Genomic DNA, 21,274 nt, shown 5'->3' with positions numbered 1-21,274 from the left:
GTTTTTTTGTTACACGTATATCGCTCAATCTTGTTTGCACATTCTCTAGGTATCAAGACGGGAGTTAAGTGTGAAGACACTATAAGTTTTTTTTAATTATTTTGCTTCAATTTTTCTGCTGCCGGCATCTTATTGGATGGGGCCGAGAACCAGAGGAAGGAAGCGGAGAGCATGCAGACGGAACATACCGAGGCAGCACCCGTAAAACGGGAGATTCCGCCTGACGATCCGGAACAACGGGAAAGCGAGTGGCTGGCCGAGCAAGCGAAGCTCGGGGATACGGAGGCTTTCGGCGAACTGATGCGACGGCATCGCTCACACGCTTACAGGTGGGCGAAGACTATGACCGAGGACGGACATTTGGCTGAAGATATCGTTCAGGAGGCCTTTATGAAAGCGTTTCTGCATATCGGGAGCCTCGTCGATTCAAAGCGGTTTCTGGGATGGCTGAAACGCATCGTCCGCAACCAGTCGCTTATGCGGATCCGCCGGGGCGGCCCGTTTCGGCATGAGCTGCCATTCTCCAGCCTTGTCCGTCTACCGGAGGCGGATAGGGCCGACGGTCATGTCGATTGGGGTGATTTGGAGAGCATTCTGCACTATATGACGCGCAGGAATAGCTCGAATCCTATCAGTGATCCCGCGGAACGTTTGATCCGCCAAGAAACGATGGATCTGATCACTTCCCTCCTTTATTGTTTAAACCGCAAGGAGAGGGCGATGTTCGAATCTTACTTTTTCAAGCAGTGGGCGCCGGAGGAAATATCGCTTCTGTTTCAGACGACAACGAGAGCCGTATACTCTTCGATACAGCGGTCCAAGCAAAAAGTTCGCGAAGAGCACGCCAAAGGCGTATGGCAAATCGGGAACCGGCGAAGGCAGCCCGGCAAAGAGGGCATCATGAAGCTGCTGAAAATAGACGGGATTCAGCAGGTCGATGCCGCTTATTCGCTTCTGGATCGCCTTGCCAAAATGATACGGGCGGCCGGAGGCGACTGCAGCATTTGCAAACTTATGGCCGAGACGGGATTCGCGTTTCGCACGAAGATTTCGCACCGCACTACCTATGCGGACGGAGCCTTTGTGTTCGATTGGACGTCCACGATCAAAAGCGCTTTGGAAAGGTACGGGTTATCCCCCCAATTTCTGTACGGTCAGCTTCCGGTGCTGCACGTACCGCTGGGGGCGGTTGTCGAAACGTTTCCGATCGTACGCGAGGAACCGGGAGTCATCACCGGGTTCGTCCGTCGATTCATCGATGCCGGCAGCCCTGTCATGGTTTTCGATACGTATGTTAAGCGGCCCTTTGTTCACGAGTGGAACCTCATTTACGGTTACGATGACAAGCGAGGAGAAGTGTACATGACTGACAACACGGCCCCGTACACCAAAACGCTCACGTATTCCGAACTGGCGCAAATACCGCTTCGCTTCTTATGCGGCATCGAGCCGAAACAGACAGGTACTGCCGTAAAGAAAGTGCCGACCCTTGCCATCCAGACCCTATCCCAACAGCAGCGGAAACATTGGGCGGCCATATTGCGGCAAGCCGAGCAGATGGGAAGAAAAGGCGACGGATTCGTGTTCGCCTCCGGATTTCTTTCTTACGCGTCGGGTCTGGATGCCTACGATACGTGGATCTCGCATGTGGAGCAGGACGAATCCTCTTCGTCCAAGTACGGCCATAAGTATCTCGCGCATGTGTATGCCGATGCGAGACGCCATGCTTCCGGGTACTTGCGGTCGATGGCAGAGCAAACGGACTCCATGGAACAAGGTGCAGAAACGCTGAGGGAACTGCTTCTTCAGGTCGCCGATGCATATGCCCAGGCGGCTGACGCGTTATCGAAGGTGGCACGACTGGCTCCTCTGTTCCCCGAAGATACGCAAGCTCCCCCGGCGCAGGCGGGCGGAATAGCCGTAGTGCGCTTACTGAAGCAAGCCCGAGACGCAGAGAGGTCGGCTATACCGTACATAAATTCCACAATACTATTTCTTGAACAATTGGAGGAATGTCAATCGTGACGGAACAAGAGCGCCCGATAGCATTAAAGATTTTGAGCGGCTCGCTTTATCGGAAAGCCCCGAAATATATGCAAGCGGTAAAGGAACAGTTCGAAACGCGGCACCCGGATGTCCAGGTCATCATCGATTACGTATCCGATCATTACGAAATGTTCAAGCGCATTCAGGAAAGGGAAGCCGATATCGTTTTCGTCATGGAAGTCGACGTCAGCCCTTTACTCAGCCGTGGCGATGTGATCGACCTGATGCCCTTTCTGGAACGGGATCCAGCCTTATCGCCGGACGATTTTTACCAGGGGGTGCTGCGGGGGAATATGGATGGCGAGCGGCTGGCCGGTCTGCCTGCGGTCAATCTGCTTACTCCGCAAATTTACTATAACAAACAGCGCTTCGACGAAGCGGGCCTTCCGCATCCGACCGGCGCATGGACATTCGGACAGTTTGCCGAGGCCGCGCACAAATTGACGGAACGGGACGAGAACGGGACAATCAAGCGATTCGGCTTGTTTATGGGCATCGACATCGAAAATTGGGAACCGTACGTCATGCGGAACGGAGGCGCCTATTCCGCGGAAGACGGCTCGACGATTCGCGGTTATGCGGATAGCGAGGCAACCGTTGAAGCGATCTCCATGGTTGCATCTCTATACCGTGATCGGGTCGCCTCTCTTCCGTTCGAGGTGCAGTTTAATTATAAAACGTTATTTTCAGCGGGATTTGCCATGATTCACGAGTTGTCCTACCGCACCCACCAAGTGCTGGAGGCTCCCGATGAATGGGGTGTCGTCGGGTTGCCGCATATGCCGGGAGGCGCGGATACGAATATGATGTACTTCGCCTCTTATGGCATAACCTCTTGGAGCCCTCATCAAGAGCTGGCATGGGAGTTCATCCGCGAGGTCGCTAACCCGACGGATCCGGAGCTGCTCGATTTATTTCCCGATTTACCCTCGACCAAAAAGCTTGCAGCCCGGCTCGGCATGCTGGACAATCCCCTGTACGAGCCGTATCTGCACGACTTGGAGAGAACCAGCAAAAGCGCGTTTTACAATAACCAGAAATGGAATGCTTCGCGTCACCTCATTAACGAGGATTTACGCGCCATGGCCGAAGGCAAAGCGCAAGTCCGGGAGCGGTTGGAGCACTGGGCCGACACGATTGTCTAGAACGGGCGGCACTGGAGGACTGCATGTTGCAGCCTCCTTTTTTTTGTGTAAGGGAAAGGTGAGAGCTAGTCAAGAATAGTTCCTCCGAAGATGAATCGGTTATCCAACTGCCTCCATGTCAAAGTGCCAATGTGAACCCCTCCGCTTTTCTTGGAAGGACAATGAATGATCTTTCCGTTCCCCATATAAATGCCTACATGAGTAATCGTCTTATCGGCTGGCGTCAAGTTTGCATAATCGGCTGCGCGGTTTCCTCTATAGCTGGAAAAGAACAACAAATCGCCGCGCTTTGCTTGATTCAATGAAGTATAGGTCTTTTTGGAGAAGGCTTTGACATAAGCAGCTTGACTCCTCGAATCCCACGGCAAGTCCATCCCCAATGCAGTCAAGAACACCCACCGCGTATAATCGGAACAGTCGAACGTCGACGGTTCGGTTCGATCGGAACCATACACGTAAGGGGTTCCTATATAGGATTCAGCGGTTTTGATGGCACTCTCCACATAGGTCTTCTTGTCCGGATGAAGGGAAGGATTGGGATGTTGTTTGACGAGTGGAAATCCATTCGGATCTACCAACGCCTTTTTGTTCGGATCGGCAGCGGCGAGACTCCGCAGGCGGTGGGCATTAATCTGTTGTTCGACTCCTAAATCTCCGAAGTACAGATCGGGGTCGTCGGTTTGTTCTTCCGATACCAAATTCGTATGTGGGTCATTAACGGATCGTGGGCGTATTTCATGATTTGTCGAGCAAGCCGATATCAGAATAAAGCTGCAGCCTAACCCTAACGTCAGCGCCCGAACCCCTAGCTTTCTCACCATTTCACGTACCTTTCTTGAGGCAGTATGGTTTTAGAATGTCAGTATTTGCTTAATTTGATTCAAATAAAAAAGGAGCCGGAACCCTTAAAGAAGGGTCCGACTCCTTGGAGTTGCACTGTCAAGTCTCGCTCCAATTCCCAAATAGCCGCTTCGATTACAAAAGCTTACGAAAGTAAACAGCCGACTCCTGATACCCAAGCCCTTTATAAAACGTCGCCGCTCTGCGTGTTGCTAACGCGATTAATCGTGACTGCCGCGACTTTGTCCAATCTTCGAAACTATCCATTAGCTGTTTCCCGATTCCTTGATTACGATAAGCCTCGGCAACCATTATTTCTTCCAGCCAAGATACACGACCATTCGCGTATAAAGTGTAATGATCGAAGCCCAAGCAGTACCCGATCAACTTGCCATCCAGTACGGCCACTCGTAAGAAAGCGGCTTCGTCTGACAAGAGGTGACCGATGCTCTCTTGGAATAGTTCCTTGTCGGGTACAAAAGATGTGGAAAACTGCTCCACTAATTTGAACAAATCGTCAAGCTCAGTTTCTTGGATTTGTCTGATGCACGTTTCCATTTCGTACTCCTTTTGGATCGGTGATTACGCGAGTGCTGATTTGATGATCACTTCGTTGCTCTTAATGATGTATGAATACGTCTGAAGAACAAACAAAAAGACCGTCAAGCCCGACGGTCTAAATTTCTACTCGGTATAAAACGCCGGCAAAGCGCCTCCAGCTCACGAAAAGGAACGGTATAGAAAGCTAAGTCGTTCACAAGCGTCTTCGTCGAGCCGGGAAGGGCGCCGAATTTGGAAAACAATTTCTCCGATTCCCCCTGTTCGGCCGAAGTCCAGAATTGAACCTGCTCGACGTCGGGGTTGCCCGCTTTCATCTCGTCGACGAGCGCTTGCAGTCCTCGTATAAATAAAAAGGTACGCCGATATTCGCTTCGAATAAAGGCAACCTCGACTTGGCATATGTGCCGATCCTTATACTCATTGGCGCCGGTGCCGTATACGAACCCTGCGGCAGCCGCGATTTCGTAAGGCTCTTCATCGATGATGAGCATGCCCTTCCCGAACAGCAGCGGGCTGCTTATAAAGCTAAGCTTCATGGCAAACGGATAAGGCAAGTTCAGCCCGGCGTGATGCTGGAGCAGAAAATGGATATACGCCTTATAGTCCATTTCCACGGTACAAGGACGAAATTGGAACGGCATTACTTAGGTTGCGCTCTCAAAGCATCGTTCAAAATCGCGATTCTTCCGAGCTTGCTGCCGTTTTTCTTGTCAAAACTAGGGGGTATTAAGGCCATGTGGATTCCTCCTTCACTTGTATAAATCGGTTTCCTAGTTTCATTATACCTTGCCGTATTTGTTTAAGATACCCTGTAATTTGTTAATTTTGACACAAAACACGAGCTGTTCGAGAGCCGCCCCTTCACGCGAATAGCTGGTCTCGGTAAATTTGGAATACAACCTGCACAAATACGCATTGTCCGCAAGAGCGGCCAGTCTGATTTCCTGCACTTCCGGATGCTCCTGCGCGATCTCGTTCACCATATACTGCAATCCGGTAAGGAAGAGCCGTGTCCCCCGATATGCTGGATCGGCAATAGCCATGTCCAAGAAAGCGATATCTTTGTCTTGAAAATCCCGTTCCGGAGTCCCGTGGTAATAAGCGGAAGCCCCGATGACCCGCTTATCGGCGTTTTCGATGAACACCAAATGGCCTTGAGTCACATGTGTATACAGCGCTTCCACCATATCCATCGTACAAAAAGAAGGATGCAAGTCGTGTTTGTTGTCGAGAACGAACAGACTGACTTTGGCGAAATCGTCATCGGTTGTACAGCTTTTGCATTGCATGGTCATGGCAGGGCATGCTCCTTCCTTTTCTTAGAATGATCAAATGCGCTTCTGCAGCGTGTGCTCGAGTGTCGACAGCATTTGCGGGTATTCGGCGGTCAATCTATGGAAAGCTTCCCGTCTTACGGACAACAGCACGGATGGACCCATGGCTCTCACGGTCGCGGTCCGCGGAATGCCTTTGAGCAGTGCGATTTCGCCGAAATGATCGCCGTCCTGCAGAACGGCTACCTGCTTCTCGCCTTCAGGAAGCTTCTTCCTAATCTCGAACTTGCCGCGGACAATGATGTAAAATTTATTCCCTTCCTCGCCTTCGCGGACAATCGCGTCGCCCTCTTGGCATGTTTCGGTTGAAAACAGGGTGGCGATATCCCGAAGCAGCGGAAGCTCGATTCCTTCGAAAAAAGGCAGCTTCGCAAGCCGGTCCACATCGACTGTTGCATGAAGCCCGTCCCGAGACAGGTGAAACCCATGCTGCTTCTCCCACAAATTGGCGTACAGCCCGTTTTGCCGCAGAAGTTCGTGATGAGTGCCTGTTTCTACGATTCGGCCATCCTTGAACACATGAATCGTATCGGCATTCACGACGGAGGCCAGCCGGTGGGTTACGGAAACAATCGTGATATGCCGGCGGAGCTGCTGGATCAATTGATTGATATCCGCTTCCGTAGCGGGGTCCAGGGCAGCCGTTACTTCATCGAGCAGAAGCAGCTTCGGTCTCCTCAAGAGCGCTCTTGCGAGCGAGATACGCTGACGTTCGCCGCCGGATAACGAACCCCCTTCGTGGTGGATGAGTGTATCGTATCCCGCGGGCCAGCCGGCGATAACGTTATGAATTTTCGCCTGTTTCGCCGCCTCGATCATGTCCTCGTCCGTCGAATCCACTCCGTCAAGCAGCAAATTATCCCGGATCGTTGCGTTGAATAGGAAGGTGTCCTGGGTAACGAGCGTGGACAGCTTTCTTAAAGAAGACTCGCTGACGGTGCGCAGGTCATAATCGTCTATCGCTACCGTGCCCTGTCCGGGATCGTAGAAACGCGACAGCAGCTGCAACGCCGTGCTTTTGCCGGAGCCGCTTGGTCCGACGAATGCCACATAGCTCCCGGCCGCAATATGCAGGCTGACGTCCTGCAATTGATCGGCTTCCCCGGTATACCCGAAGGTGACCCGATCCATCCGGAGCGAGGCGAAGGAGGACGGAAGCTCGACTGGGGCCGCCGCTTCGGGAACGTCGGGCTGCTGCTCGAAAAGCTCCGAGACGCGGCGGAAGCTGACGCTCGAATCGATCAGGTTCGGGATGAGGAACGCCAGGTTGGAGACATTTTGACCGACGATCAGAAATAAAGTGAAAAAGGCCATAAAGCCGCCGACCGTAAGCTCGTCCTGAAAAATCAAATATCCGCCGAAGCCGATCATGACCCCGTTCATCATGAGCAGAGCCGTTAATGGCAAACGCTCCATCCAGGAATTGATCATGTGCAGGTTCAAGCCGAGGGAGAACAGATCGTGAATTTGTTTGCCGGCACGTTCTCGGAATTTGCCTTGCTGATGCAGGCCTTTGATCGTTTTGTGGCCTTTGACCATCTCGTCGATCGTATTGGCGAAGCGTTCCTGTGCTTCTTTATAGCCCGTATTGGCGGCTTCCGCACGGTTTTGAAGCAACCGGGGTCCGACGAACATCAGCGCGGAGCCGGCGAGCATGGCCAGTGTAAGTTTCCATTCGATGGAGAAAAGCATAGCCAGTCCGAGCAGGATGCTCAACGTTTCCTTCAGAAAGAGAGGACTCGTACTGCGCACGACTCTCTCCATGGAGGACAAATCGGCGGCAAAGCGGGTGACAAGATCACCTGCTTTGTAGCGCTGATAGAAAGGAAGCGACTGCCGCTGCAGATGGATAAACAGATCGAGCCTCAGCTTCCGGATAACCTCGCCGCTAAGCTTGCCAAGCGAATAATCCCCGCATGCGCCGGCGCTAATATTGAGCAATCCCCCGATGATCAAAATGCTCAAAATGAGGATGAACATTTGCAGGTCCTTGGGCGTAAATGCTTCATCGACCAAATATTTCAGACTCAGAGGGGCTGCCGCCGCATAAGCGACCTCTACGAACATGCAAAATACAAACAAGCCGAAAAGTAGTTTATAGCGGGCGAATTGGCGCAGTATCATTTGGATAAAACTCAAGTCTTATCGCCACCTTCCAATACCAATAGATTACAGCAGTTCGGTACGGCTGTAAAATCTCGATTCACCTGTTTCCAAAAGAGCCGCGGCGAAAATCGGATGCGCTCCGCTCCTGTGCTATAATGAAGACAATCACTCACTACGATACGGAGGATCACCCGAATGCTCAGTTTTGAAGAGAAGCTTGCCATTGCCGATTCCTTTCCCGAATTGCAGCGCAAAAACGTATCCCTCGGACGGGTCAATTATCACTGCGAAGCAAGCGTGCACGATAAAAAGACGGTCGTCTATCACCTGCATCCGAATGGCAACGGTTATGTGTATGCGGGTCTTCTGAAAGGATACGACACCGACGAGAAAGGGCTTGTCAGTATTCGCGAGTTGTCCGCGGACGACCTCCGCTCCTTGATCGGACAGTCGATTCGATCGCTGACGACCTATGGCACAGGCCGATCCGGCAAGGCCGCGCAAGCGGGGGAAGAGCTATGGACGAATAGCAAGAAGCAATCGCTTACGCTCAAATTGGATGACGAGGATCAAATGTGGTACATTTTCTCCGGAATGGACCTGGATTCGGTATTCGAAACTTACGAAGAAGCGAAGGAATATCTTGAGGAAGAAGGGTTCTCGCGCAGTTGATCATGCGTGGACGAACAAGTGGAGCCTGGCCTTATGCTGCTTATAGGGACGGGCTTCTTTGTATTCCGGTTGGGACTGCAAACGCTTTGATGGATTTATTATGGGAAATTTGATACGATAGCTGCAGGCCCCGCTATGTGGAGGCCTATATTGTTATAGGAGGAAAACGAAATGAGAAGAGCTGCCATGAAGGCTGTAGTGGAGAAGCTTCGTTTAGGAGGTGAGATCTACTATGAGCCATAGTCTCGCACTGAATGGTTCGCGTACCCAACTGATCAGCCAGCTTATTTATTTGAACGACGAGAAGACGCATTTCTTGGACCAATATTGTCCGAATTACGGTCATGAACGAACCAGGATCGATCAGACGCTTACGGCGTACTCATCGACGCTTGAAAAAATTCTTGCCGAATTCAGCGAAGAAAGCATCGCTTCCGCCGTACTGATCGGCAGCCAAGTCAAACTATGCTATGTAGAAGACGATTTCACCGAATCGTATACGATCGTGTTCCCTCATCAAGCGGATCCCAATGAGAACCAAATCTCATTCTTGTCTCCTATAGGCCATCAATTATTAATGACGAGAACGAATGAGACGTATCAGCTTAAAGTGCCTTCCGGCGAGATCCGAGTCCGAGTCGAGGAAATCAAGTATATGAACCGCGGTGATTTGCAGGGTGAAACCTTTATATAGTTAAGTATTGATGGCATCTCCTTATGAATCAAGACGAAGCAAGCAGCCGCCGCCGCGTAGGCGATGACTGCTTGTTTGCGTTTTCACGGACTATGGTTCGGTGTAGATTCCATTCCGTACAAGCGACAATCGGGCAATCGCCGGAGCTCTCACTTGTTCTCCTCCCCGCTCGTTCGATACACGATCAATATCGTGCTTCGCGGATAAACGGTGCCCGATGGACTCGGTTTCATAATGGAGCCGTAGCAAATATTAATGACCTGATCGTCCCTTAAGTCCGCAAGAAACTCATTGGCTCTTTTCTCGGCATACGATTTGTCGGTATCCACGAATTCTTTGACTTGAATCATTCGATCCATCCTCCTAACATTAAATGTAAAATCCCGCTAAAAGTACAGATGGCACCCCGCGAGGTTGCGGAATGCCCATCACGATCAACATAACATTGAAGGATAGGGGTGTCAAATCGATTTTGGAAATAAGTTTGCGGTAAATTTGCTTTTCCAACTTGAACGTGGTATTATTGAAATTAACCATGATTGAAACCTATTCACATATTGTAAAGGGTTGCTATTATGTTAAATGGTACCTTTTCCAATATGTGAATTTTTATTTTCCTCAGCGAAAAAGAAAAATCATGTAAATAATATGTGGAGGTAATATCCATGCAAACAGGAACAGTAAAATGGTTTAACGCAGAAAAAGGATTTGGGTTCATCGAGGTTGAAGGCGGAAACGACGTATTCGTACACTTCAGCGCAATCACCGGCGAGGGCTTCAAAACCTTGGACGAAGGCCAACGCGTTCAATTCAATGTGGTACAAGGCAACCGCGGACCACAAGCGGAGAACGTAGTTAAGCTGTAAGTCTGACGGAGGAAACTGCCCTGCACGCAAGTCGGGGCAGTTTTTTTCATGGCAAGGCGAGTTAAAACGCTTTTCTTCCAAATTCGTGAAAACCGTGCAGGGGAGGGGCTCATCTATGTATTCAAGGAAGAAGCAGGTAGAGGAAGTTCCTGAAGAACTAACGGCCATCTGGTTGTGCACGAAGGACGGCTGTAACGGTTGGATGAGAGACAACTTCTCGTTCGAGGCTGTGCCGACTTGCCGTCAATGCACCTCCGAAATGCAGCGAGGTACGAAGATGCTGCCCTTACTTGTCAACACGAACAGTGATCAGAAGTCGCTGAAAAAAGGTGTGCAAATCGGCGATTCGTAACGATCATAGGTGAAAAGAGGAAAAGAGCCGGACCCCGATCTGATGGGTTCGGCTCTTTTTGTTGTGCCGCCGCTGTCGCTACAACAACTCCTTCTCATGCTCCGCATCCGTATAGACGGCTATAAGAACGACTGCGGTCTCGTCGCCCGCATTCCTCACCAGATGAGGGGTGCAAGCGTTCCAGCTGAACGAATCTCCCTCGCTTACTTCCGCCGAATCTTCTCCTTGCTCGATTAGAATCGTTCCTTTGAGAACGAGATGAACTTCCTCTCCTTCGTGTGCGTGCGGAGTCTCGCCTGTGGAGCTGCCGGGAGGGAATTCGACGATCATCACCCTGACGTTCTTCGTCCGGCTCAAATGCGCCACGTTCAAATGGTCGCTTCCGCTCTTCGTTACCGTTCGTTCCTCTCTCCGCACGATATTCATGCGTTCTTCTTTCTTGAGCAGCAAGTAAGCCAGAGGCACGTTCAGGGCGCCGGCGATGCTGTCCAGCGTAGCTATGGAGGGCGAGGTCTTGTTGTTCTCGACCTGACTCATGAACCCTTGGGATAGTCCGGTTTCTTCGCATATTTGGGCGATGGTGATGTTTTTGCGCTTGCGGATGGCGCGTATGGCGGAACCGATATCCATGCTCGTTCACCTCGAAATATTTGTAATACGTATTTTAATTTTATAATAACAATTTTTCTATTGACTTACTAGTGCGGTTTGCGTTAAATTATCAATAAAAATAGTATTTTGTTATTACTAATATTCAAGAAAAGGTGGAGATCCTGATGGCAAGTACCGCATGGGTATCGACAATAATGCGGGTAGTATTGGGCATATTATTTCTGGCGCACGGGATTAGCAAATTCCAGATGGGGCTCGGCAACGTCGCCGGCTGGTTCGATAGCATAGGCATTCCCGGGAGCTTGGCCTATATCGTGGGGCCGCTCGAGCTAGTCGGGGGCATATTGCTCATCGTCGGTCTGTTTACCCGGTATGTATCGGCGCTTTTCGTGCTTATGCTCCTCGGGGCGATCGTTACGGCGAAGCTGTCCGCAGGGCTGCTTGGCAACGGCGAGATGGCGGGGTATGAGCTGGACCTCGCATTCATGCTGGTCGCTTTATATTTGAGCGTGGCCAAGCCTGCGCCGTTGTCGGTGGACCGGATGTTTGCCAAACCGGCGAATTAAGGAGGAAGTACAATGATTCCGGCTTATGCATACGATATCCGCTTTCCTGCGACAATCCATCCGGATCGCACGTATCCGACCGTTTTTACACTGCATGGCAAAGGCTCCAACGAACAAAATATGGCCGGATTGGTCGAGCCGTTGGCGGACGAATTTATTACGATTTCCATCCGGGGCAATTTGCCTTTGGGTGCGGGATACCAATATTACGAGCTGAGAAGCTTGGGCAATCCAATCCGGGAGACGTTTGATCTGGCGGTTCGGCAGTTGGAGGCGTTTATCCGGTATGCGACGGAGAAGTATCCGGTAGACGCCGATAGACGCTATATGCTCGGCTTCAGCCAAGGAGCGATTCTGTCCATGACGCTTGGGCTTACGATGGGAGATCAGTTGAAAGGAATCGTTGCGTTAAACGGCTACGTCCCGGATTTCGTGAAGGCGGAATATCCGCTCAGAAGCACGGAGGACGTATCGGTGTTTATATCGCACGGGGAGTATGACCGGGTATTCCCGATCCGGATCGGACAAGAGACGGCGGCTTATTTTCGCAACAGGACCGAGCGGCTAACGTTTAAAACGTATCCGACGGATCACGGAGTTTCCGAGGAAAATCGGCAGAATTACACAAACTGGCTGTACGCGGACGCGGGCTTGCGTGCGGAGTGAAAGCGGGTGGAAACAAGAAGGGCGAGTGCATAGCTGCATTCGCCCTTTCGCTGCTTATTTGCCGTACACGCTCGCGGTAATCATATCGCGCAGCTCGGCTTTATGCGACTCGTACTGCTGGATTGAAATCGCGCCGCTCACCAACCGAAGGTCCAACTGCTCCGACAGCTCAGCCACCTGAAGCTCGATCACCTGCTGTACGTCCTTGTTGTTCTCTATGGCGATGTCCGCGAGTGATTTGCCGGAATATAGCGCATCGTGCACTTGCTCGTCCGAGCTGACGCCGAGCACTTGATGGAAGTCGTCTTGAACGGAAATTTTAGCCGATTTATCGAGCGGGCGAAATACGGCATCGGCGTACGTTTTATCGCTCTGCATCATTGCGCCGAACGAGATCACAAGTGCCATCGTGCTGACAATAATGATTTGTTTCGGGTTCATGGAACAGTCCTCTTTTCTGAAAATGACTCTCTCTATTACTAATACGGATCTACATAGAATAGGTTACAAAAAATAAAGGCCGATATCAACTATTGCAATCGGTCCGAAAAAGGTGTATATTTATCTTAAATTAAAGATATATAAAATTAAGATTAATTGATGAAGCAAAAAAGTGTAAGCTGTAGGGCAATCTAATGGATAATCCTAAGGAGGAGAATAAAAATGAACATGAGGACTGCAGGAATTCATCATATTACGGCTTTCGTGACCGATGCGCAGCGGAACGTCGACTTTTACGCAGGGGTGCTCGGCTTGCGGCTGGTGAAAAAAACGATTAACTTCGACGCCCCGGAAGTGTATCACCTGTATTTCGGCAACGAAGCGGGGAGCCCGGGCACCGCGATCACCTTCTTCCCGTGGGCAACGGCTCGCCGGGGGCGGATCGGAGGAGGTCAGGTCGGAACTACGGTATTCGCCGTGCCTGTCGGTACGCTCGGATTTTGGCGGGATCGACTGACGAAGCTGAACGTTGCTTACACACAGACGGAGCGTTTCGGCGAGACGTATATCCGCTTCCAGGATTGGGACGGTCTGCAGCTTGAAATCGTGGAGCGCGAAGCAGGACCGGCGAGCGAGTGGGCGTTCGGCGGCGTTCCCGCCGACAAAGCGATTAAAGGGTTCGGCGGCGCGGAGCTGAACAGCTTCGCTCCCGACAAAACGATGGACCTGCTCGAGCGTGTAATGGGTCTTACGAAAGTAGGCAAAGAAGGAGAATGGGTCCGTTACCGTTCTTTCGGCGACTTGGGCAACATCATCGATATTAATCATACGCCAATGGGCTGGGGAGCCGGCGGCGCGGGAACCGTCCATCATATTGCATGGCGGGCCAAAGATGAGGAGGAGCACCGCAGATGGCGGGAGTATATTGCCCAGAGCGGCTTTCAGCCGACTCCGGTCGTCGATCGGCAATACTTTAACGCCCTTTACTTCCGGGAACAAGGCGGTATATTGTTCGAGATCGCTTCGGATACGCCAGGATTTGCAAGAGATGAACCATTCGAATCGCTGGGAGAGAAATTGATGCTGCCCGGATGGCTGGAGGACAGACGCGCCGAAGTGGAGCAAGGGCTTCCTCCGATCGAAGTAAGGACGCTGGAGGCGGATGTACGATGAAGCACTTATTCAGACAAGGAACGAACGGAAGCGCCCCGACCTTGCTGCTGCTGCACGGGACCGGAGGGACGGAGAGAGACTTGCTCCCGATAGCCGAAGCAATCTCGCCCGGTTCGCCCGTCCTGAGCGTACGCGGGAATGTGCTGGAGAACGGCATGCCGAGATTTTTCCGGCGATTGGCCGAAGGGGTGTTCGACGAGGAGGATCTCGTCTACCGGACGCGGGAATTATACGAATTTATACAACAGGCGGCGGAGCAGTACGGATTTGACCGGAACAATGTCGTAGCGGTCGGATATTCGAACGGCGCGAATATTGCGGGGAGTGTGTTGTTCCACTATAAGGATGCGTTCAAGGGAGCCATCCTGCATCATCCGATGGTACCGCTTCGCGGCCTGTCGCTGCCGGATTTGTACGGATCCCCCGTCTTCATCGGCGCAGGTACGAACGACCCGATATGCTCTCCAACCGAGACGGAAGAGCTAAAGGGACTACTCGAGCAGGCAGGCGCGGCTGTAACGGTACACTGGGAGCATTTCGGGCATCAATTGACCCGCTCGGAAGTTATGGCTGCAAAAGCTTGGTTCGACGGACAGTTTGCGGGCGGACCGAGGGATGAAACAGCTTGAAAGAAAGCGCAAGGGCACCGACCATATCCTGGTTAGTGCCCTTTTTGCTTGCGGATCGTGCATGGTACCTTGCCAAATGAAAAAAAGGGTGCTACAATGGGTTCTGACGAAATGACCGAATTCGAAATATAGTCAGTCGGTCGGAGGTGATGAGATGACGGTTGACCGGCGCAAGCTTATCGTCGAAGCGGCTGCCAAGTCGTTTGCTTTATTCGGCTACAAAGCGACCACGATGGATCAGGTAGCCAAGATCGCCAATGTCGGCAAAGGGACGATTTATACGTTTTTCTCGAATAAGGAAGAGCTGTTTCAGGAAATTATGAACAAGCTCATTCAGGAAATGAAGCGTGTTGCCGAAGAAGTGGTCGATCCGGACCGTAAGTTTTTCGATAATTTGCACCGGGTGCTGGACCGGCTGCTCGATTTCAACGAGGAGCACGAGCTGGCCATCAAGCTGGCTCAGGAAGTGAAGGAGATCGGCACGCAGATGGCGCAGGAAGGCATCCGGCAGATCGAGAAGGCGATAGTCGGTTACATTCAGCAGCAGGTGCAGCGGGCGATAGATAAAGGCGAAGTCAAGCCCTGCAATCCGGAAATGACCGCGTTTGTCATGCTGAAGCTATATATGGCGTTAACCGCCGATTGGAGAAAGTCGCACGAACCGCTCGCTAAAGGACAAGTGGCCGAGCTGCTACAGTTCTACTTGCAGACGGGATTGGCTCCGAATTAAAACGGATGCCGTTTTTTTCACCGCAAAATGACCATATGACTGAAATGGTCAAAAAGTTAAGAGGAGTGGAGAATCATGTTGAAAGGGTTAAAACAATTCGGCAAAGAACTGGCCTCGATCGGCCGCAACCGCAAAGTGCTGATCCCGGTCATTGCCGTGCTAATGATTCCGGTGCTGTATACCGCGATGTTTCTCGGGGCGTTCTGGGATCCGTACGGCCGGCTGGACGATTTGCCGGTTGCGATCGTCAATGCGGACAAGGGAACCGAATTTAACGGCAAGTCGCTGCGTGTCGGGGACGAGTTCGAGGAGAAGCTGAAGGAGAACCGCCAATTCGATTGGAGGTTCGTCAGCAAGCAGGAAGCGATGGATGGTCTCAGCAACAATACGTATTACATGGCCATCGAAATTCCGGAGGACTTCTCGGAGAAGACGGCGACCTTGACGACCGATCATCCGACGGCGGCGCGGCTCTCGTTCCTTCCGAACGAGAGCTACAACTTCCTCGCTTCCCAGATCGGCAATTCCGCGATCGATAAGATGAAGGCTTTATTGAATAAAGAAATTACGGAAACGTATGCCAGAACGGTATTTAGTCAAATGGAGCAGCTCGTAGACGGCATCGGCAAAGCGAGTGACGGAGCCGGCCAACTGGCCGACGGAACTTCCAAAGCGAAGGACGGCGCGCAGCTGATCGAGCAAAACTTAAGCAAGCTGGCCAGCGGGGCCGTGACGCTGGGAGACGGTGTCGCCAAGCTTGAAGCGGGCGGCGTGCAATTGAAGCAAGGCGTCGCCCGGTTGGGCGGCGGAGCAAGCGAGCTCGCCGACGGGCTCATCAAGCTGGATGCGGCGCAGCGGGAGCTGGGCGCAGGCGCGGCATCGGTTGGCGATGGGGCGAAGTCGCTGGGAGCGGGCTCGGAGCAATTGAGCGACGGCTTGTCCCAGCTCTCCCAAGGGAGCGGCAAGCTGGCGGCTAGCTCGAAGCAGGCGGAGCTGGCGTCGGGGCAGTTGGCCGATGGAATCGGTCAATCGGCAGCCGGCACGGCGAAGCTGGAGCAAGGGGCGGCGCAGCTGGAGCAAGGACTGGAGCAGCTGGCCTCGTCGAACGCGCAGCTCGCGCAGGATGCGAATTTCCAGAAGATGCTGGCGGCAAGCAAGCAGCTGGCGGCGGGACTTACGGACAGCAAGCAAGCGCAGTTGAAGCTGAGCGACGGTGCGCAGCAGCTGCATGGGGGCTCCGTTCAGCTGAAGGATAGCTTGACGGCGTTCGACGTCAAGATGAAGGAAGCTTATGCAGGCGGGCAGCAGCTGGCCGCCGGAGGACGACAGCTCGCTGCCGGAGCCGGGAATTTAACCGCAGGGATGGCGCAATTCGGCGGCAAGCTGGCGGAGGCGAAGGAAGGCGGCGCCGCTCTTGCGTCCGGTGCGCAGCAGCTGACGGGGGGCGCGACCGAGCTGCAGCAAGGGCTGACCAAGCTGATGGCTAATGTGGCACCGCTCGTCGAGGGTACGAACCAGCTGGAGAACGGAGCCCGGCAAGTCGCTTCGGGGCTGCTGCAGCTGGACGACGGCTCGCACGAGCTGTCGGGCAAGCTGAGCGATGCCGCAGCCCGAACTTCGGGGCTTCAGGCAACGGATTCGATGTACGACATGTTCGCGGGCCCGGTACAGCTCGATGTCCAGAAGGTCAATGAAGTGCCGAACTACGGCACCGGCTTCGCGCCGTATTTCTTGTCGCTCGGTTTGTATGTGGGGGCGCTGCTTCTGACTATCGTGTATTCCGTGCGGGAACCTGCCGTGCTTCCGGCAAACGGCTGGAGCTGGTTCTGGAGCAAGGCGCTGACTCTGGTAATGGTCGGAGCGGTTCAGGCTTTGATCGCAGATGCGGCATTGTTGTATATTCTCGATATGGAAGTGAAGAGCGTTCCGCTATTCGTTCTTTTCACGGTCATTACGAGCATTACGTTCATGATGCTTATTCAATTTCTCGTGACCGTGCTGCATAATCCGGGCCGCTTCGTGGCCATCGTCGTACTGATCTTCCAATTGACGAGTTCGGCCGGAACGTTCCCGCTCGAGCTGATTCCGGATTGGCTGCAGAAAGTAACGCCTTGGCTGCCGATGACGTACTCGGTTGCCGGTTTGAAGGACGTCATATCGAGCGGCGATTACGCGTCGATGTGGAAGTATGCAGGCGTGCTCGGCCTGTTCGCGGTATTGTTTGCGGCGTTAACGCTCGGCTATTTCGTGGCCTCCCACCGCAAAAACAAGCGGGCAGGGTCGGCGGCGGCGGTAACCGTCGCTTGATGGATGAGGGGAGACTGTTGGTAAGCCCCTCTTAAAGAGGGACTTTACTAACAGTCTTTTGTATTCTTCGGGATGTTTTCCGCTCAGCCGGCTAGAACTTAAGTATATTAATTATTAACCTTCAAAAGGTCGGCTCTTATATGTCACCTCCCTATTTGCCCCAGCGCCGCCACCAGCCGATGGTTGAACAGCTCCAGCTCGTCGTAAAAAATGCCGTGGCCGCTCTTCTCGAAAGGCAGCAGGACGGAGCCGCGGATCCCTCTATGCATCTGCTCGGCGAGAGGGAACGGGCATATTTTGTCCAGTTTGCCGTGGAGGATCGTCGTCGGGACATGGACGTTCGGAAGATCGGACCGCAAGTCCTCGTCCCGCAAAGAAATCGCCGTTGCGGCAGTCGCGTGGGAAGAAGCCGCAAGACCGAGGGACTGGAACCAGTCGCGGAAGCTCGGCGTAATGGGGCTTGCGAAGAAGAGTTCGCCGAAGTCATGAAGCATTTGCGGACGATTCGTATCGTTCTGTGCGATTAAAGCGTTGACATCTTCTTTGTTCATGCCGTACGGATAACCGGGCCTTCTCGTGAATGACGGAGCCGCCGCCGCGAGGAGCAGGAGCTGGGATATGCCGTATCCCCGGTGTCGGCTCATATAGCGGATGCTGATCGCTCCTCCCATAGAGAAGCCGATCAATCTTGCGTGACTAATGCCCAGAGTGCCGATTACGACGCGGATATCGTCCGCCATTCGGTTGTAGGAATAGCCGGTCCACGGGCGGTCGGATTTGCCGAACCCCCTCAGATCGACCTGGATGCAGCGGTAGCCGTATTTGGGGAGCTGCGACACTTGATACTCGAACATTTCGTGATGGACGGGCCATCCGTGAATGAGCAGGACGGGAGCGCCGACTCCGACGTCCTCGACGTATACTTTCACTCCTTTTTCAACCTCGACATAAAATCCCAACGTTCATTTCCCCTTTGCCGGTGAGATTACAATGATTAATCCGTTCTACATACCTTATATGCCGGGTGTCCGAAACTATTCGTTAAGCCGGCGGGAAGTCCTTATGCGGTAACCTATCCGGTCGGATAAGCGGCTTGTCCCTTCCATCATTTCGTTGTATGCTGAATCCGAAACGTTCAGCAGGCATTCAGGCTGTATTCAGTATGGATTAAGCTCGCTATCGGATAATAGAACCATCAGGGTACCTTGAACGGCCGGAGGAGAACGCATGGCTCAACTAAAAGGAATCAAAATCATGCTCGTCGACGACGAGCCGAATATTTTGCAGTTTCTCGAGATGGGGCTTTCGGGAGAAGGGTTCGAGGTGCAAACCGCCCCTGACGGCATGACGGCCGTTACGCTGGCCAAACAATTTCAACCGCATATCGTCATCCTCGATGTGATGATGCCGGGCATGGACGGCTTCGAAGTGTGCAGGCTGCTGAAGAAGACGGAGAACGTCGCCATCATTATGCTGACGGCCAAAGACGAAGTCGATGACCGGGTAAAAGGACTTACGCTCGGAGCGGACGATTACGTGGTGAAGCCGTTCAGCTTCGAGGAGCTGCTCGCCCGGATTCACGCGCGAATCCGCAACCAGTTTCCGAATTTGCTCGGCGAGGTGCTGGTCGGTCCGTTCCGCATAGACGACCGGCGCAAGGAGATCGGCTACCAAGGCCGGGTACTGGAGCTTTCCCCGACCGAGTACGAGCTGCTGAAGTTCATGGTCATCAACCACGGACTCGTGCTGAGCAAAAGCGTCATCTTGGACAAAGTATGGGGCTACGACTTCGGCGGGGAAGAAAATATCGTGGAAGTGTACATCCGCTCGCTCAGAGACAAGCTGCGGGATAAAGAGCACCGGATCATCCGCACGCTGCGCGGTGCCGGCTACCGGGTCGATGCGACATGAAGCCGAAGCTGCGCCTTCCGTCCGTACTGAAGCCTCATTCGCTCGGCTTCCAGCTGTTGTCCCGCTCGCTGCTCGTATTGGCCGTCATTCTGCTGTTTATCGGCATCTTCCAATATGTGGTGATGCGGGAATTTTTGTTCAAGAACAAAGCGGAGACGATGCAGAACCAATTGCTGTCGGTTCCCCGGGACGTTCTCGCGAACCCCGACGGAATACCCGAGGGGAATGGCCGCGGGAGAGGGCCGATGTTTTTCCTCCCCGATATGACGCTTGCCGTCATCGACCTTCAGGGCAACATCACGAACATGTCCAATTGGCCGAATTCCGGTACGCCGCCCAAGCTGCCGCAGAGCGTTTATGACGAAGCGCTGAAAAAGAAAATGAGGTTGAATTATAAAATTACCCGGGACGATCAAGGGAACGAACAGCTTGTCGTGCTGCAGCAGCTTGACATGCGGGGACGTGTGCTCGGGGTCGTCCAGCTCAGCACAAGCACGGCTCCGCTGAACGACGTGGCGGTCAGGCAGCTCTTCACCTTCATCTCCTTGTCGCTGCTCGCGATGATCCTCGGGCTGCTTTCGTTCATTCCCGTTATGAGAAGAACGCTGGTCCCTTTATCGAAAATCGTCGATACGGTCGGCCGTATCGATGCGGGGAGTCTAGACGAAAGGCTTCCGGCGCGGCAAGGACAAATGGAGGTCGACCGTCTGGCCCTGTCGTTCAACGGGATGCTGGAGCGGCTGGAGGCGTCGTTCGCCGCGGAGAAGGAAGCGAAGGAGCAAATGCGGCGATTCATTGCCGATGCTTCCCACGAGCTGCGTACGCCTCTGACCTCGATTCACGGATTTCTGGAGGTGCTGCTCCGCGGGGCGATGAACCAGCCGAATCGGCTGCACAAGGCGCTGACCAGCATGCACAGCGAGTCGGAGCGGATCAACAAGCTGGTCCGGGATCTGCTGCTGCTGGCGAAGATGGACCGTGCTCCGATCATGGAAATGCACGAAGGGGCGCTCGATCGATTGATCAAAGAGATGGAGCCCCAATTGCGCCTGCTGGCCGGCAACCGGGAAGTGGCGCTGCGAATGGATGCGGGCACCGTCTGCTTGTACGATGCCGACAAGATGAAGCAGGTCGTGCTGAATTTGTTCCACAATGCCGTCCAGCATACCGATCCCGAGAAGGGGCGGATCGCGATCGCACTGACTGCGGTCGAAGGCCGCATTGAACTGTCCGTGACGGATAACGGCGCCGGTATACCGGAGGAGCACTTGCCGTACGTGTTCGACCGGTTTTACCGGAGCGAATCGTCGCGCACGCGCAAAGCCGGCGGTGCCGGGCTCGGCTTATCGATCACCAGGTCGATCGTCGAGGCCCACGGCGGTACGATTCGGGCGGAAAGCCGCGTCGGCGAAGGGAGCGTGTTTGCCGTCAGTTTGCCGGATCCGCCGCCGTCATGAATAATCGATTGTAGGAAGCGCCTATTTCAAGAGCGGCGCCGACCCGTCATGGGCCGGCGCTTATTTGCGTCTCGCGCTGTGCCGGGTTTGAACCGGAGGAGGATAAAACATCGATTCCTTACAAAACCTATTCCTGACTATATTTCCAGAAACGTTTCCGGGAGTT

The 21,274-nt window shown here is 53.2% G+C and carries 23 protein-coding genes; 14 read left to right on the top strand and 9 right to left on the bottom strand.

What is annotated here, in order from left to right; all coding sequences use genetic code 11:
• Nucleotides 1-171: 171 nt before the first annotated feature.
• Nucleotides 172-2,025, top strand: a complete 1,854-nt coding sequence (locus FE783_RS09730) for an RNA polymerase sigma factor (RefSeq protein ID WP_138879137.1) — start codon at nucleotides 172-174, stop codon at nucleotides 2,023-2,025.
• The gene (locus FE783_RS09725) at nucleotides 2,022-3,191 is read left to right on the top strand and encodes an ABC transporter substrate-binding protein (RefSeq protein ID WP_158301703.1); all 1,170 of its coding nucleotides are present in this window, start codon (nucleotides 2,022-2,024) and stop codon (nucleotides 3,189-3,191) included. Before FE783_RS09730 ends, FE783_RS09725 begins: the two co-directional genes overlap by 4 nt.
• Before the next feature lie 65 nt (nucleotides 3,192-3,256).
• Here the strand turns inward: FE783_RS09725 and FE783_RS09720 are convergent, their stop codons facing one another.
• The 5 genes from FE783_RS09720 to FE783_RS09700 form a co-directional block, all read right to left on the bottom strand.
• Nucleotides 3,257-4,012 (bottom strand): C40 family peptidase, encoded by a 756-nt coding sequence (locus FE783_RS09720; RefSeq protein WP_138879135.1) that lies wholly within the window; start codon nucleotides 4,010-4,012, stop codon nucleotides 3,257-3,259.
• 154 nt (nucleotides 4,013-4,166) lie between these two features.
• Nucleotides 4,167-4,589, bottom strand: a complete 423-nt coding sequence (locus tag FE783_RS09715) for a GNAT family N-acetyltransferase (protein ID WP_138879134.1) — start codon at nucleotides 4,587-4,589, stop codon at nucleotides 4,167-4,169.
• 104 nt (nucleotides 4,590-4,693) lie between these two features.
• Entirely contained in the window at nucleotides 4,694-5,233 is a 540-nt protein-coding gene (locus FE783_RS09710; RefSeq protein ID WP_138879133.1) for a hypothetical protein, read from the bottom strand.
• A gap of 138 nt (nucleotides 5,234-5,371) precedes the next feature.
• Nucleotides 5,372-5,887: a hypothetical protein gene (locus FE783_RS09705; RefSeq protein ID WP_138879132.1), complete on the bottom strand. Its 516-nt coding sequence runs from the start codon at nucleotides 5,885-5,887 to the stop codon at nucleotides 5,372-5,374.
• A 33-nt stretch (nucleotides 5,888-5,920) separates the two neighbouring features.
• Nucleotides 5,921-8,065: an ABC transporter transmembrane domain-containing protein gene (locus FE783_RS09700; protein WP_138879131.1), complete on the bottom strand. Its 2,145-nt coding sequence runs from the start codon at nucleotides 8,063-8,065 to the stop codon at nucleotides 5,921-5,923.
• 162 nt (nucleotides 8,066-8,227) lie between these two features.
• On the opposite strand from FE783_RS09700, the gene FE783_RS09695 reads away from it, so the two are divergent.
• Together FE783_RS09695 and FE783_RS09690 are read left to right on the top strand one after the other, a co-directional pair.
• Nucleotides 8,228-8,704, top strand: coding sequence for a hypothetical protein (locus FE783_RS09695; protein ID WP_138879130.1), 477 nt, complete (start codon nucleotides 8,228-8,230; stop codon nucleotides 8,702-8,704).
• A 232-nt stretch (nucleotides 8,705-8,936) separates the two neighbouring features.
• Entirely contained in the window at nucleotides 8,937-9,398 is a 462-nt protein-coding gene (locus FE783_RS09690) for a GreA/GreB family elongation factor (RefSeq protein ID WP_138879129.1), read from the top strand.
• 149 nt (nucleotides 9,399-9,547) lie between these two features.
• Here FE783_RS09690 and FE783_RS09685 read toward each other — a convergent pair whose 3' ends face one another.
• A complete protein-coding gene (locus FE783_RS09685; protein WP_138879128.1) occupies nucleotides 9,548-9,748 on the bottom strand; it encodes a sporulation protein Cse60 in 201 nt (66 codons plus the stop codon).
• 315 nt (nucleotides 9,749-10,063) lie between these two features.
• Here FE783_RS09685 and FE783_RS09680 point away from each other — a divergent pair, with 315 nt between their 5' ends.
• A complete protein-coding gene (locus tag FE783_RS09680) occupies nucleotides 10,064-10,264 on the top strand; it encodes a cold-shock protein (protein ID WP_138879127.1) in 201 nt (66 codons plus the stop codon).
• Nucleotides 10,265-10,379: 115 nt separating this feature from the next.
• Nucleotides 10,380-10,616, top strand: coding sequence for a cold-shock protein (locus tag FE783_RS09675; protein ID WP_138879126.1), 237 nt, complete (start codon nucleotides 10,380-10,382; stop codon nucleotides 10,614-10,616).
• Nucleotides 10,617-10,694: 78 nt separating this feature from the next.
• Here FE783_RS09675 and FE783_RS09670 read toward each other — a convergent pair whose 3' ends face one another.
• The gene (locus FE783_RS09670; protein ID WP_138879125.1) at nucleotides 10,695-11,246 is read right to left on the bottom strand and encodes a helix-turn-helix domain-containing protein; all 552 of its coding nucleotides are present in this window, start codon (nucleotides 11,244-11,246) and stop codon (nucleotides 10,695-10,697) included.
• 143 nt (nucleotides 11,247-11,389) lie between these two features.
• Between FE783_RS09670 and FE783_RS09665 the strand changes: the two genes are divergently transcribed.
• Both FE783_RS09665 and FE783_RS09660 read left to right on the top strand, forming a co-directional pair.
• Nucleotides 11,390-11,794 (top strand): DoxX family protein, encoded by a 405-nt coding sequence (locus FE783_RS09665; protein WP_138879217.1) that lies wholly within the window; start codon nucleotides 11,390-11,392, stop codon nucleotides 11,792-11,794.
• A gap of 12 nt (nucleotides 11,795-11,806) precedes the next feature.
• The gene (locus tag FE783_RS09660) at nucleotides 11,807-12,460 is read left to right on the top strand and encodes an alpha/beta hydrolase (protein ID WP_138879124.1); all 654 of its coding nucleotides are present in this window, start codon (nucleotides 11,807-11,809) and stop codon (nucleotides 12,458-12,460) included.
• Between the two features lie 54 nt (nucleotides 12,461-12,514).
• Here FE783_RS09660 and FE783_RS09655 read toward each other — a convergent pair whose 3' ends face one another.
• Nucleotides 12,515-12,901, bottom strand: coding sequence for a hypothetical protein (locus FE783_RS09655; RefSeq protein WP_138879123.1), 387 nt, complete (start codon nucleotides 12,899-12,901; stop codon nucleotides 12,515-12,517).
• Between the two features lie 222 nt (nucleotides 12,902-13,123).
• On the opposite strand from FE783_RS09655, the gene FE783_RS09650 reads away from it, so the two are divergent.
• The 4 genes from FE783_RS09650 (at nucleotide 13,124) to FE783_RS09635 (ending at nucleotide 17,740) form a co-directional block, all read left to right on the top strand.
• A complete protein-coding gene (locus FE783_RS09650; RefSeq protein ID WP_138879122.1) occupies nucleotides 13,124-14,074 on the top strand; it encodes a ring-cleaving dioxygenase in 951 nt (316 codons plus the stop codon).
• The gene (locus FE783_RS09645; protein ID WP_138879121.1) at nucleotides 14,071-14,703 is read left to right on the top strand and encodes an alpha/beta hydrolase; all 633 of its coding nucleotides are present in this window, start codon (nucleotides 14,071-14,073) and stop codon (nucleotides 14,701-14,703) included. The genes FE783_RS09650 and FE783_RS09645 overlap by 4 nt, the downstream gene beginning before the upstream one ends.
• 154 nt (nucleotides 14,704-14,857) lie before the next feature.
• On the top strand, nucleotides 14,858-15,433 hold the full coding sequence (locus tag FE783_RS09640; RefSeq protein ID WP_138879120.1) for a TetR/AcrR family transcriptional regulator: 576 nt from the start codon (nucleotides 14,858-14,860) through the stop codon (nucleotides 15,431-15,433).
• A 75-nt stretch (nucleotides 15,434-15,508) separates the two neighbouring features.
• Entirely contained in the window at nucleotides 15,509-17,740 is a 2,232-nt protein-coding gene (locus tag FE783_RS09635; protein WP_138879119.1) for a YhgE/Pip domain-containing protein, read from the top strand.
• Nucleotides 17,741-17,883: 143 nt separating this feature from the next.
• Here the strand turns inward: FE783_RS09635 and FE783_RS09630 are convergent, their stop codons facing one another.
• The gene (locus FE783_RS09630) at nucleotides 17,884-18,699 is read right to left on the bottom strand and encodes an alpha/beta fold hydrolase (RefSeq protein ID WP_138879118.1); all 816 of its coding nucleotides are present in this window, start codon (nucleotides 18,697-18,699) and stop codon (nucleotides 17,884-17,886) included.
• 268 nt (nucleotides 18,700-18,967) lie between these two features.
• Between FE783_RS09630 and FE783_RS09625 the strand changes: the two genes are divergently transcribed.
• Both FE783_RS09625 and FE783_RS09620 read left to right on the top strand, forming a co-directional pair.
• The gene (locus tag FE783_RS09625; protein ID WP_138879117.1) at nucleotides 18,968-19,651 is read left to right on the top strand and encodes a response regulator transcription factor; all 684 of its coding nucleotides are present in this window, start codon (nucleotides 18,968-18,970) and stop codon (nucleotides 19,649-19,651) included.
• Nucleotides 19,648-21,108, top strand: coding sequence for a sensor histidine kinase (locus FE783_RS09620; RefSeq protein WP_138879116.1), 1,461 nt, complete (start codon nucleotides 19,648-19,650; stop codon nucleotides 21,106-21,108). Before FE783_RS09625 ends, FE783_RS09620 begins: the two co-directional genes overlap by 4 nt.
• Nucleotides 21,109-21,274: the final 166 nt, after the last annotated feature.

The organism is Paenibacillus mesophilus (genome assembly GCF_005938385.1).
Lineage (GTDB): Bacteria > Bacillota > Bacilli > Paenibacillales > NBRC-103111 > Paenibacillus_AB > Paenibacillus_AB mesophilus.
Note: the sequence above shows the minus strand (reverse complement) of the source record. Positions and strands in the feature narration are given on the sequence as shown.

Bases quoted from the DNA above. Each gene is read 5' to 3' on its own strand.
- FE783_RS09715 (WP_138879134.1), bottom strand. From the start codon at position 4,589: ATGGAAACGTGCATCAGACAAATCCAAGAAACTGAGCTTGACGATTTG.
- FE783_RS09685 (WP_138879128.1), bottom strand. From the start codon at position 9,748: ATGATTCAAGTCAAAGAATTCGTGGATACCGACAAATCGTATGCCGAG.
- FE783_RS09705 (WP_138879132.1), bottom strand. From the start codon at position 5,887: ATGACCATGCAATGCAAAAGCTGTACAACCGATGACGATTTCGCCAAA.
- FE783_RS09690 (WP_138879129.1), top strand. From the start codon at position 8,937: ATGAGCCATAGTCTCGCACTGAATGGTTCGCGTACCCAACTGATCAGC.
- FE783_RS09680 (WP_138879127.1), top strand. From the start codon at position 10,064: ATGCAAACAGGAACAGTAAAATGGTTTAACGCAGAAAAAGGATTTGGG.
- FE783_RS09620 (WP_138879116.1), top strand. From the start codon at position 19,648: ATGAAGCCGAAGCTGCGCCTTCCGTCCGTACTGAAGCCTCATTCGCTC.
- FE783_RS09650 (WP_138879122.1), top strand. From the start codon at position 13,124: ATGAACATGAGGACTGCAGGAATTCATCATATTACGGCTTTCGTGACC.
- FE783_RS09655 (WP_138879123.1), bottom strand. From the start codon at position 12,901: ATGAACCCGAAACAAATCATTATTGTCAGCACGATGGCACTTGTGATC.
- FE783_RS09645 (WP_138879121.1), top strand. From the start codon at position 14,071: ATGAAGCACTTATTCAGACAAGGAACGAACGGAAGCGCCCCGACCTTG.
- FE783_RS09695 (WP_138879130.1), top strand. From the start codon at position 8,228: ATGCTCAGTTTTGAAGAGAAGCTTGCCATTGCCGATTCCTTTCCCGAA.
- FE783_RS09625 (WP_138879117.1), top strand. From the start codon at position 18,968: ATGGCTCAACTAAAAGGAATCAAAATCATGCTCGTCGACGACGAGCCG.
- FE783_RS09635 (WP_138879119.1), top strand. From the start codon at position 15,509: ATGTTGAAAGGGTTAAAACAATTCGGCAAAGAACTGGCCTCGATCGGC.
- FE783_RS09660 (WP_138879124.1), top strand. From the start codon at position 11,807: ATGATTCCGGCTTATGCATACGATATCCGCTTTCCTGCGACAATCCAT.
- FE783_RS09720 (WP_138879135.1), bottom strand. From the start codon at position 4,012: ATGGTGAGAAAGCTAGGGGTTCGGGCGCTGACGTTAGGGTTAGGCTGC.
- FE783_RS09670 (WP_138879125.1), bottom strand. From the start codon at position 11,246: ATGGATATCGGTTCCGCCATACGCGCCATCCGCAAGCGCAAAAACATC.
- FE783_RS09675 (WP_138879126.1), top strand. From the start codon at position 10,380: ATGTATTCAAGGAAGAAGCAGGTAGAGGAAGTTCCTGAAGAACTAACG.
- FE783_RS09640 (WP_138879120.1), top strand. From the start codon at position 14,858: ATGACGGTTGACCGGCGCAAGCTTATCGTCGAAGCGGCTGCCAAGTCG.
- FE783_RS09710 (WP_138879133.1), bottom strand. From the start codon at position 5,233: ATGCCGTTCCAATTTCGTCCTTGTACCGTGGAAATGGACTATAAGGCG.
- FE783_RS09730 (WP_138879137.1), top strand. From the start codon at position 172: ATGCAGACGGAACATACCGAGGCAGCACCCGTAAAACGGGAGATTCCG.